General features: G+C 74.9%; 14 protein-coding genes. 8 read left to right on the forward strand and 6 right to left on the reverse strand.

Translation table 11 applies throughout. The features are described 5' to 3' along the window. The 5 genes from AB0J52_RS09135 to AB0J52_RS09155 all read left to right on the forward strand — a co-directional run. Positions 1-1,548, forward strand: a 1,548-nt coding sequence (locus tag AB0J52_RS09135) for a PD-(D/E)XK nuclease family protein (protein ID WP_500181047.1), incomplete at its 5' end; no start/stop codon positions are given. A 118-nt stretch (positions 1,549-1,666) separates the two neighbouring features. Beyond that, complete coding sequence (locus tag AB0J52_RS09140) at positions 1,667-2,452, forward strand: class I SAM-dependent methyltransferase (protein WP_500181058.1); 786 nt, start codon at positions 1,667-1,669, stop codon at positions 2,450-2,452. A gap of 63 nt (positions 2,453-2,515) precedes the next feature. Continuing rightward, the gene (locus AB0J52_RS09145; protein WP_500181048.1) at positions 2,516-2,821 is read left to right on the forward strand and encodes a hypothetical protein; all 306 of its coding nucleotides are present in this window, start codon (positions 2,516-2,518) and stop codon (positions 2,819-2,821) included. Beyond that, entirely contained in the window at positions 2,818-3,030 is a 213-nt protein-coding gene (locus AB0J52_RS09150) for a hypothetical protein (protein WP_500181049.1), read from the forward strand. Before AB0J52_RS09145 ends, AB0J52_RS09150 begins: the two co-directional genes overlap by 4 nt. Before the next feature lie 64 nt (positions 3,031-3,094). Continuing rightward, positions 3,095-3,499: a hypothetical protein gene (locus AB0J52_RS09155; protein WP_500181050.1), complete on the forward strand. Its 405-nt coding sequence runs from the start codon at positions 3,095-3,097 to the stop codon at positions 3,497-3,499. Here the strand turns inward: AB0J52_RS09155 and AB0J52_RS09160 are convergent. From AB0J52_RS09160 to AB0J52_RS09175, 4 genes are all read right to left on the reverse strand, one after another. After that, entirely contained in the window at positions 3,479-5,092 is a 1,614-nt protein-coding gene (locus AB0J52_RS09160) for an AMP-binding protein (protein WP_500181051.1), read from the reverse strand. The genes AB0J52_RS09155 and AB0J52_RS09160 overlap by 21 nt on opposite strands. 43 nt (positions 5,093-5,135) lie before the next feature. Further along, the gene (locus AB0J52_RS09165; protein ID WP_500181052.1) at positions 5,136-6,764 is read right to left on the reverse strand and encodes an IucA/IucC family protein; all 1,629 of its coding nucleotides are present in this window, start codon (positions 6,762-6,764) and stop codon (positions 5,136-5,138) included. Further along, positions 6,761-8,278, reverse strand: coding sequence for an IucA/IucC family protein (locus AB0J52_RS09170; RefSeq protein ID WP_500181053.1), 1,518 nt, complete (start codon positions 8,276-8,278; stop codon positions 6,761-6,763). Before AB0J52_RS09170 ends, AB0J52_RS09165 begins: the two co-directional genes overlap by 4 nt. Positions 8,279-8,439: 161 nt before the next feature. After that, complete coding sequence (locus AB0J52_RS09175; protein ID WP_500181054.1) at positions 8,440-9,576, reverse strand: ATP-grasp domain-containing protein; 1,137 nt, start codon at positions 9,574-9,576, stop codon at positions 8,440-8,442. Positions 9,577-9,690: 114 nt separating this feature from the next. On the opposite strand from AB0J52_RS09175, the gene AB0J52_RS09180 reads away from it, so the two are divergent. The 3 genes from AB0J52_RS09180 (at position 9,691) to nudC (ending at position 12,919) form a co-directional block, all read left to right on the forward strand. Next, a complete protein-coding gene (locus AB0J52_RS09180; RefSeq protein WP_500181055.1) occupies positions 9,691-10,392 on the forward strand; it encodes an HD domain-containing protein in 702 nt (233 codons plus the stop codon). Between the two features lie 187 nt (positions 10,393-10,579). Continuing rightward, positions 10,580-11,962, forward strand: coding sequence for a dipeptidase (locus AB0J52_RS09185; RefSeq protein WP_500181059.1), 1,383 nt, complete (start codon positions 10,580-10,582; stop codon positions 11,960-11,962). 9 nt (positions 11,963-11,971) lie between these two features. Next, complete coding sequence (gene nudC, locus AB0J52_RS09190; RefSeq protein ID WP_500181056.1) at positions 11,972-12,919, forward strand: NAD(+) diphosphatase; 948 nt, start codon at positions 11,972-11,974, stop codon at positions 12,917-12,919. Between the two features lie 38 nt (positions 12,920-12,957). On the opposite strand, the gene AB0J52_RS09195 is transcribed toward nudC, so the two are convergent. Beyond that, the gene (locus AB0J52_RS09195; RefSeq protein WP_500181060.1) at positions 12,958-13,647 is read right to left on the reverse strand and encodes a transmembrane-type terpene cyclase; all 690 of its coding nucleotides are present in this window, start codon (positions 13,645-13,647) and stop codon (positions 12,958-12,960) included. Positions 13,648-13,793: 146 nt separating this feature from the next. After that, entirely contained in the window at positions 13,794-14,075 is a 282-nt protein-coding gene (locus AB0J52_RS09200; protein ID WP_500181057.1) for a glutaredoxin domain-containing protein, read from the reverse strand. Positions 14,076-14,252 lie beyond the last annotated feature (177 nt).

Consider the following 14,252-nt stretch of genomic DNA (forward strand, 5'->3'; position numbering starts at 1 on the left):
GAGGTCGAGCGGGCGCTCGGCCTGGACATCGAGGTCGCCGCCCGGTCCGGGCTCGACCCCGTCACCGCCCGCGCCGACCTGGACGCCTTCGTCGGAGCCGCCGCCGACTTCGCCGGCGACGCCGAGGACCCGACGCTCGGCGCGTTCCTGGCCTACCTGACCGCCGCCGAGTCCGAGGAGTTCGGCCTGGAGGCCGGGCGGGTCGGCGAGACCAACAGCGTGAAGCTGCTGACCGTCCACGCGTCCAAGGGGCTGGAGTGGCCGGTCGTGATCGTGCCGGGCCTGTCGTCGGCGCCGCAGAAGAACGGCGCCCCGGCCAAGGGCTCGATCTTCCCGTCGCCGCCGCAGAACACCACCCGCTGGACGGCCAACCCGCGCGTCCTGCCGTTCCCGCTCCGCGGCGACTACGCCGACCTGCCGAAACTGAACGGGCTGGAGAAGGACGACCTCGCCCGGTTCGACGAGCAGTCCATCCGCCGCGACCTGCTGGAGGAGCGCCGCCTCGCCTACGTCGCGCTGACCCGCGCGTCCGCGCTGCTCATCGCGACCGGGTACTGGTGGGGGTCGTCCAGCCGCCCGGTCGGGCCGTCCCCGTACCTGGAGGAGGTCCGCGAGGTGTGCGTCGCGGGCGCGGGCACCGTCGCCGTCTGGACCGACCCTCCCGGCGAGGACGAGACCAACCCGCTGCTCACCGAGCAGCAGCAGGCGGAGTGGCCGGTCGCGCCCGGCGACCCGCGCGACTCCGACGCGTCCGCGCGCGCCCGGTACGAGGCGATCGTCGAGGCGGCCGGGATGGTCCGGGACGCGATGCGGGGCAGCACCGGCCTCTGGGCGGGCGGCGGCGGCCTGACCGACGACGACCGGGGGCGCATGACCGCGTGGGCGCGCGACGTCGAGCTGCTGCTCGCCGAGCGCGACCGGGGCCGCTCCGGCGACGGCCTGCTGGTCGAGCTGCCCGCGAACCTGACCGTGTCGTCCCTGGTCACGCTCGCGACCGACCCGGCGGCCCTCGCCCGGCAGATCCGCCGCCCGATGCCGCGCCGGCCCGCCCCGTACGCGCGCCGCGGCACCGCGTTCCACGCCTGGCTGGAGAGCCGCTGGGGCCAGCAGCGCCTCATGGACATGGGCGAGCTGCCCGGCTCGGCCGACGACGGCGCCGCCGACGACGCGCAGCTCGGCCGCCTGCAGGAGATGTTCGAGCGGTCCGAGTGGGCGGACCGCGAGCCGCTGGACGTCGAGGTCCCGTTCGAGACGATCGTCGGCGACCGGCTCGTCCGGGGCCGGATGGACGCGGTGTTCCGCGACGCCGACGGCACCTACGAGGTCGTCGACTGGAAGACCGGCGTCCCGCCGGACGGCGCCGCCGCCGAGGCCGCCGCCGTCCAGCTCGCCGCCTACCGGGTCGCCTGGGCCGAGCTCGCGGGCGTCCCGCTGGACCGGGTCAGCGCCGCGTTCCACTACGTGAAGGCGAACCACACCATCCGCCCGGCCGACCTGCTCGACGGTCCGGGCCTCGCCGCGCTGCTGGAGAAGATCCCCGCCGCCTGACCCCGGCGGCCCCGCCGGCGGCCGGGGACGGACGGCTTTCCGACAGGTTCCCGCCGCGCCGTTCAGAGCGGGCGCGAACGGGGGAAGATCCCGGGGAAACCGAGGAGGCGGCGTGGCGATGTCCCCTGTCGAGAGTCACGGCGACAAGGTCGTGCGCGAGTTCACCAGGCAGGCGGAGGGCTTCGCCGACCCCCGCCGCAACTCCGCGCTCACCGCGCAGCTCGGACGGCTCGTCCGGTTCCTGGAACCCGAGCTCGACACCGAGGACGTCGTCCTGGAGGTCGCGGCCGGGACGGCCCTCGTCTCGCGGGCCATCGCGGGCCGCGTCCGGCACGCGACCGCGCTCGACCTCACCCCGGCGATGCTCGCCGAGGGCAAGCGCGCCGCCGACGCGTCCGGCGTCACCAACCTGACCTTCACCCGGGGCGACGCCGCCGACCTGCCCTACCTCGACCGCTCGTTCACGCTGGTCGTCACCCGCTTCGCCCTGCACCAGGTGGACGCGCCGGACGCCGTCGTCCGCGAGATGGTCCGGGTGGCCCGGCCGGGCGCCGCGATCGTGGTCGCCGACCTCGTCCGCCCGGACGGCCTCGGCGGCGACCCCGACCGCATCGAACGGCTGCGCGACCCGTCCCACGGGACGCTGCGCACCGAGGCCGCGATCGCCGCGATGCTGACCACCGCCGGGGCCGAGGTGCGCCGCGCCGAGCGCTTCGACGTCGTCCGCCCGCTTGACCCGTGGCTGGAGTTCTCCGGCACGCCCGCCGAGACCGCCGCCGCGATCCGCAAGGAGATGGAGGCCGAGCTCGCGGACGGCGCCCCGACCGGCATGCGCCCCGTCCTGGTGGACGGCACCCTCCATTTCACTCACACGCACGCCTTCATTCAGGCGATAGCGGGGTGAGACGGGCCGGTTTCTCGACCAAACGTTCGACGATCTTCGCTCAGGTGTTCTATGTTGTCCGCCATGGGTTCCAGCACCGCTCTTCCCCTGGAGCGCGAACCGGCCGCGCTCGCGATGCGGATCGGGATCGTCGCCGCCGAGGCCGCCCTCGCCACCTTCGCGCGCAACCTCGACCTCGACGACCTCGCGGACGGCGGGATCGACTTCCGCGGCGCCATCGGCCCCGCCGAATGGCCGGTGTTCTCCCTGGTCATCGACACCCTCGCCGAAGCGGACACCGGCGACGGCCGCACCCTGGACGAACGCCGCGCCGACGCCCTCAACGACCTCGCCCGCATCTGCATGGCCGCCCGCACCAACGCCGCATGACCGTCGTCCTCGTTCCGGCCGACGTCACCCAGGACGAGGACGGGGCCTGGAACGGCCGCGCGCGGCTCGGTCCCGACGACATCGTCTACGGCTTCGGCGAGACCCGCGAAGAGGCCTGCGCCGACCTGCGCGCGGCGATCCGGGATGTCTTCGACCACGAAGGTGTTCCGGCGGGTCTCCTGTACGGCAGCGAGCCGGACGACCGCTGACTTCCGCCTTCTCCGGGGCTTCCGCGCGGTTCACACTGGGCTCAGCGGGCGGACGGAGGCGCGTGTGCGGCATCCGGTGGCGGTGGTGTTCGGGCTGGTCGCGGCGATGGTCGCGGTACCCGTGCTGGCCGCACTGGTCCGGGTGCTGCGCACGCGCGGCTGGCGGCGGCGCGGCGGGCTCACGGTCGGGATCGTCGTCCGGCGGTGCGTCGAGCGGGTGCCGGTGGGGCCGCCGACCTGGCAGGTGACTGACGTCCGCTACTCGATCGCCAGGTACGCCGACCGGGACGGAGCCGAGCACACCGTCCGCGCCGCCGACCTCCCCGTCGGGGAGTTCGTGCGGGTGGTCTACGACCCCGGGCGTCCGGAGCGTGCGGTCGCCGGGGCGGACGAAGGCGTGCTGTCCCTCGCGGTGGTGGGCGGGAGCGCGGCCGTCCTGTCCGCCGGGCTACTGCTGTGGGGGTGGTGAGGTCAGGTCGCGGGATCTGATCTTGCCGGTGCTGGTGCGGGGGAGGGCCCGCACGAAGTGGACGTCGCGGGGGACCTTGTAGCGGGCCAGGTGGTGGCGGACGTGGTCCCGCACGGCGTCCGCGGTGAGGGACGCGCCGTCGCGGGGGACGATCCAGGCGGCGAGGCGCTGCCCGAAGTCGTCGTCGTCCACGCCGCGCACGGTGGCCTCGGCGACGTCCGGGTGGGCGGCGAGCAGGTCCTCGACCTCGCCCGGGAAGACGTTCTCGCCGCCGGAGACGATCATGTCGTCGGCGCGGCCGTCGACGAACAGGCGGCCGTCGGCGTCGAAGTGGCCGAGGTCGCCGCTGCCGGTCAGGCCGTCCCGGACCCGCTTGGAGCCGCCGCCGGTGTAGCCGGTGAAGCGCAGTCCGCCGCCGGTGTAGATCTCGCCGATCTCGCCCTGGGGGAGTTCCGTGCCGTCCTCGTCCAGGATCCTGATGGTGAGGCCGAGGGACGGCCGGCCGACGGTGCCGGGCGCGGCGCGCAGGTCGGCGGGGGTGGCGATGGTGGCCCAGCCGGTCTCGGTCGCGCCGTAGATGTTGACCAGGACGTCCCCGAACGCGTCCATGAAGCGGGACGACAGGTGCGGCTGGAGCGCGGCGCCGCCGCAGACGACGGTCCGGAGGGACGCCGGGCGGGGGCCGTCCGGGACGTCCAGGAGCCGCTCCAGCATGACCGGGACGGCGACCAGCGCGGCGGCGTCGTGCTCGGCCATGAGGCGCGTCAGCCGGGCGGCGTCGAAGCGGCGGGTGAGGATCAGCGGCATGCCGAGGGCGAGGCCGGCGAAGCAGTAGGCCATCCCGAGCAGGTGGAACAGCGGCGGCGCGACCGCGAGCGGCGCGCCGGACCGCAGCGGGACGCGCATCATGTGCGTGAGCGCGGCGGGCAGCAGCATCGCGGGGCCGAGGTCGTGCCGGGCGCCCTTGGGGGGGCCGGTCGTCCCGGACGTCATGATGATCACGCGGCTGGTGCGGGACGGCTTGTGCGGCTCGGCGGCGGTCGCGGCGACCAGGTCGTCGATCGACTCGTGCTTGCCGTCCGGGTCGTCGCGCCAGGCGTGGACGCGCCGTCCGGCGAAGCCCGACTCGTCCACCACGCCGTCGAACTCCTGGTCGTGGACGAGCAGGCCGACGCCCTCCCGCGCGGCGACCTCGCCAAGCTGGCGCGCGGAGAAGTCGGTGTTCAGCAGGACGACGTCGGTGCCGAGGCGGGACGCGGCGAGGACGGCCTCCAGGAAGCCGCGGTGGTTCCGGCACAGGACGCCGACGCGGTCCTCGCCCCCGGTGTGGACGAGATCGCGCAGGGCGGTCGCCAGGGCGGCGACGCGGTCTTCGAGTTCGCGGTGGGTGAGCGCGCCGCGGTCGTCCAGGACGGCGGTGCGGTCGGGGAAGCGCAGCGCGGCCACGGCCTCGACCGTGCCGGGCGTCGCGCCGTAGCGGACGTACTGGAGCGGCAGCCGGACGGCCCGGTCCGGCCGCACCGGGCGCAGCACGCCCGCGTCCCAGACAGCCCTGGGGATCCGCGCCACCGTTCGCACCAACTCGAACGCCACGGTCTTCTCCTTCGCCGGGGGGACGATCCGGGGTCAATACCCATCATTCATGGCTCTCCACCCGCAGCGGGTTCGGGACCGGGATGTATCCGGCGGTGCGGTCGGCCGACCGGGACCAACGCGTCCGCAGATTCGCCTTCGCCGGGACAGGGACGCCCGCGAGCAGGGCGCGGAGCCGCGGATGGTCGCCCGCGAAGTGGGGGCGGGCGGTCCGCCAGAGCCGCGGTTCCAGATCGGGGTGGAGGTCGGCGAGGGCGGCGGCGACCTCGGTCAGGTGGTTGACGAGCAGGCAGTAGATGACGCGGTCCCAGCCCTGGTGCTCGTCGTAGGTGACGGCCTCGCGCACGCGCGCGGGGAGGTGGCCGAGGTCCCAGCGTCCGGCGACGAGCTTGGTGCCTTCCAGGTCGCGGAACGCCGCCTGGACGGGCATCCCGTCGTCGTCCACGCAGACCAGCACGTTCTGCAGGTGCGGCTCCAGGACGACGCCGTGCTCAAGACAGGCCCGCAGGACGGGCGGCGCGACCTGCGAGACGTAGGCGTCCCACCAGGTCAGCGGCTCGGTGCGGGCGGCGGGCAGGGCGGCGAGGCCGCCGGGCGCGGCGAGCGCGGCGGCGAGCAGCGGACGTCCGGGCAGCCCCCGCACGCCCTGCCGGACGATCACGCCGAGCCCCTCGTGCAGGCGGCGACCGGCCAGCGCGAGCGTCCGGTACGCGGGCTCGGCCAGGAGCGTCGCGCCGAGCGCCGCGAACACCGGCCGCAGCATCCGGTCGAGCGCGACCGCGCCGGCCAGCTCGTACCAGGCGTTCTTCCGGACGCAGTTGGTGATCCGCACGTCCAGGCCGAACTTGAGGAACGCGTCGGCGTCCGGCAGGTACGCCGTCCGGACCGACGAGGTCGGGAAGGCGTCCGACGGTCCCGGGCCGAGGTCGCTTACGAGCCCGCTCGCGAACGCGCGGCGCAGGAGCGGGTCGTCCCGCAGCAGGTCGAGCTGCCACGGATGCGCGGGCAGCAGGCGATGGCCCGGTGGTGCCGCGAACGGCTCCAGCGCCGCGAACGCGTCCGGGTCGCCCTCCTCCACCAGCAGCGATTCCGGGACGGCCAGCCACCGGGGCCGGAACCGCGCCCGGACCTCCGGCGCGTACCCGAGCCACTCGCCGGGCGTCCCCTGCCGGGCCTTCGGCGACGGGTGGAACCGGTGGCCGAGCACCAGCGACTGCTCCGACTCGATGAACGGGTCGCCGCCCGCGGAGGTCCGCGCCCGCGCGGCGAGGATGGCGGCGAGGGCGCGGTGGCCGCTCTCGACCTGCGGGACGAACTCGGGGTTCGCGCGTCCGGTGGACAGCTCCAGCTCCCCGGCGATCAGGGACGCCAGCCGCGCCCAGTCCGCCGTGATCCAGCCGCCGTCGCGGTGCTCCTCGAACGGCGGGACGAGCCGGAACGTCGGCCCGTGCGGCGGCCGGGCGAGCCCGGCGCGCAGCCGCACCCCGACCCGGGGGAGCCGCATGACCAGGCGGCCGTCCTCGGGGAAGAGCTGCCGTTCCGGCCCGCAGACCTCGCGGACCAGGCAGTTCAGGAGCGCGCCGGCGGTCCCGTCGGCCGCGGCGCGGCCAGCGTCGGCTCCGGCCGCTCCGGCGGTGGTCGAAAGGGGCTCGGCGGGGCTGGTCAGCGTCAAGGAAGGTCCCGTAGGTAGTTCGGCCCGTCCGGGCCGTAGTGCTTGTTGATGTCGGCGGCGCCGGTGCGGACCTTGTCGACCAGGGTCCCGGCGGTCACCATCGCCTTGCCGGGCAGCGTGGGCGCGTCCAGTACGCGGGCGCGCAGGAACGCGTCGTCCGGGCCGAGCAGGGCGTCGAGCCGGTCGCGGATCATCGCCAGGCCGGTCCCGCGCGGCAGCAGGCCGCGCCCGGCGAGCGCGAACGCGGGCGCGGCGGCGCACAGGTGCAGGGTGATCGTGACGAACACGCGGACGAGGGCCTCGGGATCGGCGGTGCGCATCCGGTGGTCCTCGAACGGGCAGGGCGCGCCGAGGACGTCCGGGTCGGCGAGCATCCCGTCGTTGTCCTTCAGCAGCAGCCGCAGCGGCTCGCCGGGCGCGAGGACGAGCGCGACGTTCTGCTGGTGCGCCTCGAGCGCGATCCCGCGCCGGAACAGCGCGACGTTCCAGGCCAGCAGGGCGTCCAGGTAGCGACCGAACAGGTCGGGGACGTCCCAGCGCTCGGCGACGAGGCCCCCGTCCGGGTGCGGCGCGGTGAGCGCGGCGACCGGCACGACGTGCGCGTCCGCCGTCTCGGCCGGGAACCGCCGGACGAGGTAGCCGAGCAGCGGCGACCCGGCGTGCGCGTACGTCTGCTCGTCGGCCAGCAGGACGGGGTGGTCCTCCTCGGCGAGGACGCCGCGCAGCAGCCGTTCGGCGAGCGCGCCGTCCGGGAGCGTGCCGGGTGCGATCGTCCGCCGGTTCCGCAGCCCGAGCGTGCTCGTCGGCAGCGGCACCTTCACGTGGACGCGCGGCCCGGCGGCGAGCGTCCGCATCGACAGCGTCGGACGCACCGGGCGGAACGCCTCGGGCAGCACCTCCGCGCGCTCCCGAACGGCCCGGACGGCCAGCGGATGCACCGGAAACAGCTCCGGATCGGGCCACCATCCGGGCAGCTCGCCCGCCGAGACGATCCTGTCCCGGGGCACGCGCGCCCAGCGCAGCGGGAATTCGGGCGCGAACTCCGGCGCGTATCGCCGCAGGTCGGCCGGGGTGAGCCCGGCGCGGGCGCGCGAGCACGGATACACCGGGTGCTCGGTGTGCGCGGCGAGCGACTCGTAGAAGACCCCCGGCCCGAGCGGATCGTCCTTCGCCAGCCGCCGCAGCGTCTCCGGACGCGTGCCGTCCCCGAGCAGCGTCGCCGTCAGCGCCTCCCGGCACTCGCGCGCGAACGCCGTCACGTCGTCCTCTGGGTCGGCCACCCGGCGCACGATCGCGAGCACGTCGCCTAAGCGGAGACCCTGGTCGGCGTCGACGACGGCGCGCGCTAAGAAACCCGGATGTAAGCCGCCCGCCGAGCCGTCCGTCCGGAGCCTGATGGGAGGGGAGCCGGGCGGGACGAGGACGCCATCGCGCGCGTAGGAGCGCAGCCCGGCGTAGTTCTCGCGGAGCAATGCGTCCATGACCCGCGCCGCGAGCACCCCCTCGGCCGACACGCGCGACCCGTGACCACGAGGCCCGGGAACCCCGGCGCCGGAGGACGATGCGTGGACGGAGACCGCGGAAGCGGACACGGACGCGCATGGGGCGGAGGCATCCGTGGAGCCGGAGCCGGAAGCGGATGCGGCAGGGGCGCGGGGGCTGCTGTTCTCGGAGGTCACGCGATCGTCCAGGTGTGCGCGGCGCGGAAGCGCGTGACGGCGTCCTCGACCGCGTCGCGGGACGGTCCGATCGCGCGGATCGTCCCGAGGTAGTCGCGGTTGGTGCGGGTCAGCGGGGCGTGCGCGCCGACGGGGCGCAGCGGCCGGTAGGTCAGCGCCACCTCGCCGTCGGTCCGCAGGTCGGCGGCGTCCGGGGCGGAGGTCAGCGTGCCCGCGCGGTCGGCCAGCACCCAGTCGGCGACCGCGTACCGGTCGCGGCGCGGGTCCGCCTCGGGCAGGCGTTCGCCCAGGTGGACGCGGAGGATCCACTCGAACAGCGGCACCCCGAGCAGGTCGGCGAGCAGGAAGTCGCAGTGGTCGCCGATGACGCGGTAGTTGACCTCGATGATCCGTGCCCGCCCCTCGTGCACGACGAACTCGGTGTGGCACGCGCCGAACCCGACGCCGAGCGCGTCCAGCTGCGCGAGGACCTGCGGCGTCTCGGGCGGCGGCGGGGCCCACTCCAGCCGCTCCTCCACGAAGTGCGGGGGAGCGGACAGCCGGGTCCGGAACGAGCCGAGGACGCGCAGCTCGTGGCCGTCCCCGAGCGTCTCCAGCGTGTGCAGCCGGCCCGGCAGGTACTCCTCGGCGACGAGCGGGCGGCGCGTGCCGACCTGCGCGCGGCGGGCTTCGAGCTCGGCGGCGTCCGCGACCAGGAAGGCGTCCTCGCTGGCGACGCCCTCGCGCGGCTTGAGGACCAGCGGGTACGGCGCGTCCGGGGGGACGCGGTCGGCGGGCGCGGAGAAGACCGGGTCGAGCGCGGCCAGGCAGCGCCGCGTCTCGTGCTTGTTCTTGGTGCGGACGGCGGCCCGCCAGTCCTTGCCGGGCAGGCCGAAGTAGGCGGCGGCGAGCGCGGCCGGGGCCTGCAGGAAGTCGGAGTTGGTGAACACCGCGCCGGGACGTCCGACCGCGATGATCTCGCGGAAGTCGGTCACGTCGCAGCGCACGACCGGGCCGTCGAAGACCTCGGCGTGCGCCTCCGGACGGTCGGTCAGCACCGTCACGTCCAGGCCGAGCGCGGCGGCGGCGGGCAGGAACCCGTGCGCGACCGAGTCGGTGAGCCTGCCGGAGACGAGGTGGAGCGCGGCGGCCACGGCACCCTTCCCAACGGTAAGTGAGGTTAGCCTTGCCTAACTCGAAGCGCCCACCATAGTGGCGGCCTCCTCCCCGGGGTGCAAGAACGGCGGCGGCGCGTGTTGGATGGCTCCATGGAACCGGTCGATCCCGCGCCCGTCGAGAGGGAACCCGCCGAGACCCCGCCCGCCGGGCCCCTGCCCGCCGAGACTCAGTCCGCCGGGACCCTGCCCGCCGTGGAGCGCTGGGTCGCGCTCGCCGGGCCGGCCACCCGGCACATCGGCGAGCGGCTCGCCGCCCGCTACGCCGAACCGCACCGCCGCCACCACGGGATCGCGCACCTCGTCGCCGTCCTCGACCTGGTGGACGAGCTGGCCGCGCACGCCGACGACCCCGACGCCGTGCGGACCGCCGCGTGGTTCCACGACGCCGTCTACGACCCGCAGCGCGCCGACAACGAGGTGCGCAGCGCCCGCCTCGCCGAGCGCGTGCTCGCCGGCACCGACCTCGCGCCCGCGCGCGTCGCCGAGGTCGCCCGGCTGGTCGAGCTGACCGAGACCCACACCCCGGACGGCGCCGACCGCAACGGCCAGGTGCTCTGCGACGCGGACCTGGCGATCCTCGGCGCGGACCCGGACCGCTACGCCGCCTACACCGCCGCCGTCCGGGAGGAGTACGCCTTCGTCCCCGAGGAGTTCTTCCGCGCTGGCCGCGCCGAGATCCTGCGCGGCCTGCTCGACCTGCCGCGCATCTTCCACACCCCGGAGGCGCACGCCCGGTTCGAGGACGCGGCCCGCCGCAACGTCGGCGCCGAGCTGCTGCTCCTCAACGCCTGACCCCGGCCGCGGCCCCGAGCCCCCCGACCCCGGACCCCGGAACCCGGGCCCCGGACCCCAAGGCTCGATCCCGGCCGGAACACCCGACCCCCGGACGTGCCGTGTCAACGCCCGATCTCCCGCGCATCGCCCGGCTCTGACGTCCCCTAGAGTTCAGGAGCAAAGCATCATGCAAGGGAGCATGTCAGTGGACGTTGTGGAGTACATCCAGGCCAACCAGGCCCAGTTCTTCGCGGACCTCAAGGAGTGGCTGGCGATCCCGTCCATCTCCGGGGACCCGGCCCACCACGACGACGTGCGCCGCTCGGCCGACTGGCTCGCGGAGTACCTGCGCGGCCAGGGCTTCCCGACGGTGGAGGTCTGGCCGACCGCCGGGCTGCCCGCCGTGTACGCCGAGTGGCCCGCCGCCGACCCGGACGCGCCGCGCGTCCTCATCTACGGGCACCACGACGTCCAGCCGGTGACCCCGCTGGAGGAGTGGGACACCGACCCGTTCACGCCGGTCGAGCGCGGCGACCAGCTCGTCGGCCGCGGCACGTCCGACGACAAGGGCCAGGTCTTCTTCCACACCCTCGGCCTGCGCGCGAACCTCGCCGCGAACGGGACGGACGCGCCGCCCGTCACGATCAAGCTGCTGGTCGAGGGCGAGGAGGAGTCCGGCTCGGTGCACTTCGCCGAGCTGCTGACCGAGCGCCGCGAGCGGCTCGCCGCCGACGCCGTGATCATCTCCGACACCACCATGTGGGCGGCGGACGTCCCGTCCATGTGCACCGGCATGCGCGGCCTGACCGAGGCCGAGATCACCCTGCGCGGCGCCGAGGTCGACCTGCACTCCGGCTCGTTCGGCGGGGCCGTCCCGAACGCGCTGCACGCGATGGTCGAGCTGCTCGGCAAGCTGCACGACGCCGACGGGCGGGTCACCGTCCCGGGCTTCTACGACGACGTCGTCCCGCTCACCGACGAGGAGCGCGAGCTGTTCGCGCGGCTGCCGTTCGACGAGGCCGCCTGGCTGGAGACCGCCGGGAACAGCCGCGCCGCGTACGGCGAGGCGGGCTTCACCACCCTGGAGCGGATCTGGGCCCGGCCGACCGCCGAGATCAACGGCATGTGGGGCGGGCACACCGGCCCGGGCGGCAAGACCATCGTGCCGCGCGAGGCGCACGCCAAGCTCTCGTTCCGGCTGGTCGCCGGGCAGGAGCCCGCCAAGGTCCGGGACGCCTTCGTCGCGTGGGTCGAGGCGAACACCCCGGCGGGCGTCGAGGTCGAGGTGCGCACGCCGGGCGGCGGCGTCCGGCCGTGCTTCTCCCCGATCGACTCGGCCGGGGTGAAGGCCGCGCGGCGCGCGATGGAGAAGGCGTTCGGCAAGCAGGTGCTGTTCACCCGTGAGGGCGGCTCCGGCCCCGAGGCCGACCTGGCCGACATCCTGGAGGCGCCGCTGGTGTTCGTCGCGGTCGGGCTGAACGACGACCGCATCCACGCGCCCAACGAGAAGGTCGAGATGCCGCTGCTGCTCAAGGGCGCCGAGGCCGCCGCCCACCTCTGGGACGAGCTGGCGACCGCGCTGCGCTAGCGTGGCCGGGTGAGTGATTTCCCCCGGTCCGGCACCGAGAACAGCACCGACCACGGCCCGCTGGAGTGGCTCGCGCTGGCGCGCGGCACCCTGGACCGGGCCGCCGAGCGGCGCGGCGACGACGCTTTCCTGGACGCGGCCTGGAACGACCCGCGCAGCCGCGTCCTGGTCGTCCGCGGCGGCCAGGTCAACGCCGTGCTCGGCGCCGAACCGGCGCTCGTGCTGCTGCCGCCGGGGGAGGCGCCGCCCGGCGACCGCTATTTCCTCGGCGTGGACGGCGACGGCGCCGCGTTCTTCGCCGTCGCCGCCCCGCTGCCGGTCGTCGAGGGCGCCGAGCCGGTCGGCCTGCGCCGCGTCGGCGCGCTCCTGCCGGACCGCGACTCCGGCCTGATGACGCACGCCGTCTCGCTGGAGCAGTGGCACGCCACGCACACCCACTGCCCGCGCTGCGGGGCCCGGACGGAGATCCGGCAGGCGGGGCACGTCCGGCGCTGCCCGAACGACGAGAGCGACCACTTCCCGCGCCTCGACCCGGCCGTGATCATGCTGGTCACCGACCAGGACGACCGGCTGCTGCTGGCCCGCGGCCCGCAGTGGCCGGCCGACCGCCGGTCGGTGCTGGCCGGGTTCGTCGAGCCCGGCGAGTCGCTGGAGCAGGCGGTCGCCCGGGAGGTCCGCGAGGAGGTCGGGCTGGACGTCCGGGACGTCCGCTACCTGGGCAGCCAGCCGTGGCCGCTGCCGCAGAGCCTGATGGTCGGCTTCACCGCCGTGGCGGACGGCACCCGGCCGCTCGTCCCGGACCCGGTCGAGATCCGCGACGCCGCCTGGTACACGCGGGACGAGCTGACCGCGGAGATGGCGGCCGGCCGGATCGTCGCGCCCGGCCCGCTGTCGATCGCGGCCCAGCTCATCATGCGCTGGTACGGCGGCCCGCTCCCCGAGATGCCCCTGTTCTGACCCGCCTGTCCCCGGCACGCGCGCCGGGGACAGGCGGGTCAGGCGGGTTCGGGGACGCGGTCGGCCCCGGCCGCCGGGTTCAGCCGCAGCGGGGCGGACGCCGAGCCGCCCGCCTCGTGCCGCGCGACGGCGTAGACCGCCACGAGGTAGGCCAGGTCCAGCACGGCCGTCGTGATCATCAGGTAGGGCAGCAGCGGGCCGTGCCGCCACGGCTCGTCCTGCGCCCAGATCCAGCACGCGCCGGACGCCAGGGCCGTCCCGACGCCCTTGGTGAGCGCGATCCACACCGACTGCCCGCGCGTCGAGCCGCGCGCGACCAGCATCGACAGGAACAGCGCGGACATCATCAGGTTCTGCCCGAACGCGGCGAACGTGGCGAGCCCCTGGTCGAACTGGCGGCTCACCATGTCCACGCCCAGGTAGCCCATGACCAGCACCGACGCCAGCATCCCGAGGAACCCCCAGCGCGGCAGGAAGCGGAACTCGCGCGGCCCGTACGCGACGACCAGCCCCAGGATCGCCACGTCGAAGCCGAACCAGACGTAGTTCACGACCAGCTGCATCCCGTCGCCCGGCCGGACGAAGGAGAACAGGAACTCCCAGCCGAGGTTGGCGCCGAGCGCGGCCAGCGGCATGCCGTAGGTCCGCTCGCGCCGGCTCGTCAGGATGATCAGCAGGTAGGTCGCCGTCCAGGCCAGTCCCGAACCGAGCGACAGCGCGTCCGCCACGTCCAACGTGAATCCCCTTCGCGTCGATCGAAGGGCCAGGCTAGCCAGGACGAACGCCGCGGAGGAACGCCGAAGGCCCTTCCGTTACGGGAACGGAAGGGCCTTCGGCGAAACCGCGCCGCGCGGCGGGCGGCGCGGGATCGGGGTCAGGCGCCGATGAGGCGCTTGACCTCCTTGGCGCTGGGGTTGGTCAGCACGACCTCGCCCGCGTCCGGGGTCTGGATCACGACGGTCGGGACGGTCTGGTTGCCGCCGTTCACGCTCATCACGAACTCGGCGGCCTTGGGGTCGCGCTCGATGTCCACCTCGAACATCTCGATGCCGTCCCGGCCGAGCTGGGACTTCAGGCGGCGGCAGAACCCGCACCACGTGGTGGTGTACATGGTGATCCGGCCCTGCTCGGGCTTCTCGGCGGCCTGCGTCGTCATCGTTCTCGTCGGCTCCTCACCTGGACGGGTCTCGGTTCGTGCATGGACGACAACGCCGGGGCGTCCCCGAGCATTCCGTCCGGCCTGACACCATGGAGGCATGGAGGCGGAGGCGGTGCTGGCGGGGCTGGACCCCGAGCAGCGGGCGGTGGCGGAGGCGACGCGCGGCCCGGTGTG

The sequence above is a fragment of the Spirillospora sp. NPDC049652 genome, from assembly GCF_040675125.1.
Lineage (GTDB): Bacteria > Actinomycetota > Actinomycetes > Streptosporangiales > Streptosporangiaceae > Spirillospora.